This window comes from Mesorhizobium sp. B283B1A (genome assembly GCF_020165735.1).
Lineage (GTDB): Bacteria > Pseudomonadota > Alphaproteobacteria > Rhizobiales > Rhizobiaceae > Mesorhizobium > Mesorhizobium opportunistum.
In genome coordinates, this window is sequence record NZ_JAIUIQ010000088.1 from 1 (window position 1) to 3,289 (window position 3,289).

A 3,289-nucleotide genomic window follows, 5' to 3' on the forward strand; every position below is an offset into this window, starting at 1 on the left:
CCGCTTTTCGGCGGCTGGAAGAAGGCACAGCCTTATCATTTCGGCGACGGTGGTATATTCGACCAGATCTACAAGCCCGAGTAAGCCCGCTGGTGGGAACGGGAGAAGCTTCCAAACGGCTTCTCCACCCCCTGATGCCCGTGCCGTCGGTTGAACAACCATAATGGTGACCCGATTATAACGTCGGATTGGCCTCGAACCGGGAACGAGGGGTGGCAGCGTCTGCACACCTCCAGATTCACGGTCTCGTGGGAGGAACCTTATGGCTGTTGGAGAACTGCAACCGGATGACAAGCTCAGTCGTCTTCTTGCCTCAGGCTGGTCCGTTGTCGGGTACTCGACGACAATGATGGCCGCCGGGAGAATGACCCATTCGGTCCTGCTGCAAAAAGAACATGTACTGATCTCGGCGACCATCGTGGCTGAGGGCGATCACGAGATCGGGCGCGCTTTCACGATGCTGGCGCCGGCTCCAGACACGAAGAAGCGTCGATCCTGAAGCCGACGCTGTGATCGGCCCAATTCAGGCGGCGCGCGTAGTGGGCTTTAGCCGCTCGGGCTTTTCCAAAGCCCGTTTCTTGCCGCTCGCAAATGCGAACGTGCGATTCTGGATCGCGGTCGACGCCGGAAACAGCTTCCAACGCCCCGGCCGGAAAGCCACCCGGCTCTTCTGCGCCGCCGGGTGATCGACCGGCAACTCGATCTCGACCCGCCGGCGTTCGCCGCCGATCTCGAGCTCGACGCGCCGCGTGCCGGCGACACGGCGGCTGGCGGTCACCGTGCCGGCGATGCAGCCGCTGCAGCCATCCAGCAGGTCGACATCGTGCGGGCGGAAATACAACGTCGCATCGCCAGAGAGCTCACCGGGCGCCGACAGCCCGATCGGACGGTCGGCGAGCCAGATCTCGCCGTTCTCGACCTTGACGGGGAGCGAGCTCGATTCCCCGATGAAGCCGTAGACGAAGGGCGAGTTCGGCGTGTCGTAGATGTCGTCGGCGGTGCCGACCTGCTCGATGCGGCCCTGGCTCATCACCACGACGCGATCGGCAAGCTCCAGCGCCTCTTCCTGGTCGTGGGTGACGAAGACGGTGGTGTGGCCGGTGGCATCATGGATCTCGCGCAGCCAGCGGCGCAGTTCACGCCGCACCTGCGCATCAAGCGCGCCGAACGGCTCGTCGAGCAGCAGCACCTTGGGCTCGATCGCCATGGCGCGGGCCAGCGCCACACGCTGGCGCTGACCGCCGGAAAGCTGTGCCGGGTAGCGCTTTTCCAGGCCCGAAAGCTGGACGAGATCGAGAAGCTCGGAGGCGCGGCGGCGGATTTCCCGCGCCGGCGGCCGCGATGGCCCATGCCGGACCTTGAGGCCGAAGCCGATATTGTCGGCCACCGTCATGTGCCGGAACAGCGCATAGTGCTGGAAGACGAAGCCGACATTGCGCTCCTGGATCGATCTTTGCGAGGCATCCTCGTCGCCGAAGAAGATCTTTCCCCGCGTCGGCCGCTCCAGCCCGGCGATCAGCCTGAGCAGCGTCGTCTTGCCGGAGCCGGACGGCCCCAGCAACGCGATCAACTCGCCCGACTTGATGTCGAGCGACACGTCGTGGAGCGCGGGAAACCGCTCGAATTCCTTGCGCACATTGGCAACGCGAACTTCCATCAACAGCCCCTTTGTACTGGATGCATGTCTTCAGCCCAAAACCGGTTCCCACTTTTGGGCGACATATCTTCTGGTTCATGCATCTCGTTGCCCCAAAACCGGATTCCACTTTTGGGCGACATGCATTGTCAGTGCCCGCGCGTCGCGGCGAGTTCGGCGCCGTAGCGCATCTCCAGCAGTGTTTTCAGGACCAGCGTGACCAGCGCCAGCCCGGCCAGCAACGAGGCGACGGCGAAGGCGCCGACAGCGTTGTACTCGTTGTATAGGATTTCGACATGCAGCGGCATGGTGTTGGTCAGGCCGCGTATATGGCCCGACACCACCGAGACCGCGCCGAATTCGCCCATGGCGCGCGCATTGCACAACAGCACGCCATAGAGCAGCCCCCATTTGACGTTGGGCAAGGTGACGAACCAGAAGGTCTGCCAGCCATTGGCGCCGAGCGAAAGCGCTGCCTCCTCATCGCCATTGCCCTGTTCCTGCATCAGCGGGATCAGCTCGCGGGCGACGAACGGGAAGGTGACGAAGACGGTGGCCAGCACAATGCCCGGCACGGCGAACAGGATCTGGATGCCATGTCCCTTCAGCCACTCGCCGAGCAACCCTTGCGCGCCGAACAAAAGCACATAGACCAAGCCCGAGATCACCGGCGAGACCGAGAAGGGCAGGTCGATCAGCGTGGTCAAAAACGCCTTGCCCTTGAATTCGAACTTGGCGATCGCCCAGGCGGCGGAGATGCCGAAGACGACATTGAGCGGCACCGAGATCGCGGCGACGAGCAATGTCAGGTGGATGGCCGAGCGCGCATCCGCTTCGCCCAGGGCCTGCGTATAGGCACCGACGCCTTTCGCCAGCGCCTCATGAAAGACGATGATCAGCGGCAAGAGCAGGAAGACGCCGAGGAAGGCAAAGGCGATCGCCATCAGCACGGCCTGCGCCGGGCGGCTTTCGGTCACCGCCGCCGAGCGGCTCTCATGGTAGGGTTCCCAGGATTTGATTTCGGGATCAGCCATAGCGCTTGCGGCTCCATGTCTGCACCAGATTGACGACCAGAAGCATGACGAACGACAGGGCCAGCATAATCGCCGCGATCGCGGTCGCCGCCGGATAGTTGTATTCCTCGAGCCGGATGACGATCAAAAGCGGCGCGATCTCGGATTTGTAGGGCAGATTGCCGGCGATGAAGATGACCGAGCCGTATTCGCCGACGCCGCGGGCGAAGGCCAGCGAAAAGCCGGTGATGATGGCCGGCGCCAGGCCCGGGAACAGCACGCGGGTGATGATCTGGAAGCGGCTGGCGCCAAGCGTGGCGGCGGCTTCCTCGACCTCCTTGTCGATCTCTTCCATGATCGGCTGCACGGTGCGCACGACGAAGGGCAGGCCGATGAAGACCAGGGCGATGACGATGCCGAGCGGCGTGTAGGCGACCTTGATGCCGAGCGGCATCAGGAGCTTGCCGATCCAGCCATTCGGCGCATAGAGCGTGGTCAGCGCGATGCCGGCGACCGCGGTCGGCAGCGCGAAGGGCAGGTCGACCATGGCATCGACGATGCGGCGGCCGGGAAAGCGGTAGCGCACCAGCACCCAGGCGACCAGCGTGCCGAAGACGACATTGACGATCGCCGCGACAAA

4 protein-coding genes and 1 pseudogene are annotated in these 3,289 nt (G+C 63.6%); 2 read left to right on the forward strand and 3 right to left on the reverse strand.

The features are described 5' to 3' along the window. Both LB577_RS32975 and LB577_RS32980 read left to right on the forward strand, forming a co-directional pair. Positions 1 to 84: pseudogene (locus LB577_RS32975) on the forward strand (sulfate ABC transporter substrate-binding protein); the annotation flags it as partial. 178 nt (positions 85 to 262) lie between these two features. Further along, on the forward strand, positions 263 to 499 hold the full coding sequence (locus tag LB577_RS32980) for a hypothetical protein (protein WP_023765213.1): 237 nt from the start codon (positions 263 to 265) through the stop codon (positions 497 to 499). Positions 500 to 523: 24 nt separating this feature from the next. On the opposite strand, the gene LB577_RS32985 is transcribed toward LB577_RS32980, so the two are convergent. From LB577_RS32985 to cysT, 3 genes are all read right to left on the reverse strand, one after another. After that, complete coding sequence (locus tag LB577_RS32985) at positions 524 to 1,657, reverse strand: sulfate/molybdate ABC transporter ATP-binding protein (RefSeq protein ID WP_224690559.1); 1,134 nt, start codon at positions 1,655 to 1,657, stop codon at positions 524 to 526. Between the two features lie 128 nt (positions 1,658 to 1,785). Then, positions 1,786 to 2,670 carry a sulfate ABC transporter permease subunit CysW gene (gene cysW, locus LB577_RS32990; protein ID WP_023765210.1) on the reverse strand — a complete coding sequence of 295 codons (885 nt, stop codon included), beginning with the start codon at positions 2,668 to 2,670 and terminating at the stop codon, positions 1,786 to 1,788. Continuing rightward, positions 2,663 to 3,289, reverse strand: a 627-nt coding sequence (gene cysT / locus LB577_RS32995) for a sulfate ABC transporter permease subunit CysT (RefSeq protein ID WP_224690560.1), incomplete at its 5' end; no start/stop codon positions are given. The genes cysT and cysW, both read right to left, overlap by 8 nt.

Bases quoted from the DNA above. Each gene is read 5' to 3' on its own strand.
- LB577_RS32980 (WP_023765213.1), top strand. From the start codon at position 263: ATGGCTGTTGGAGAACTGCAACCGGATGACAAGCTCAGTCGTCTTCTT.
- LB577_RS32985 (WP_224690559.1), bottom strand. From the start codon at position 1,657: ATGGAAGTTCGCGTTGCCAATGTGCGCAAGGAATTCGAGCGGTTTCCC.
- cysW (WP_023765210.1), bottom strand. From the start codon at position 2,670: ATGGCTGATCCCGAAATCAAATCCTGGGAACCCTACCATGAGAGCCGC.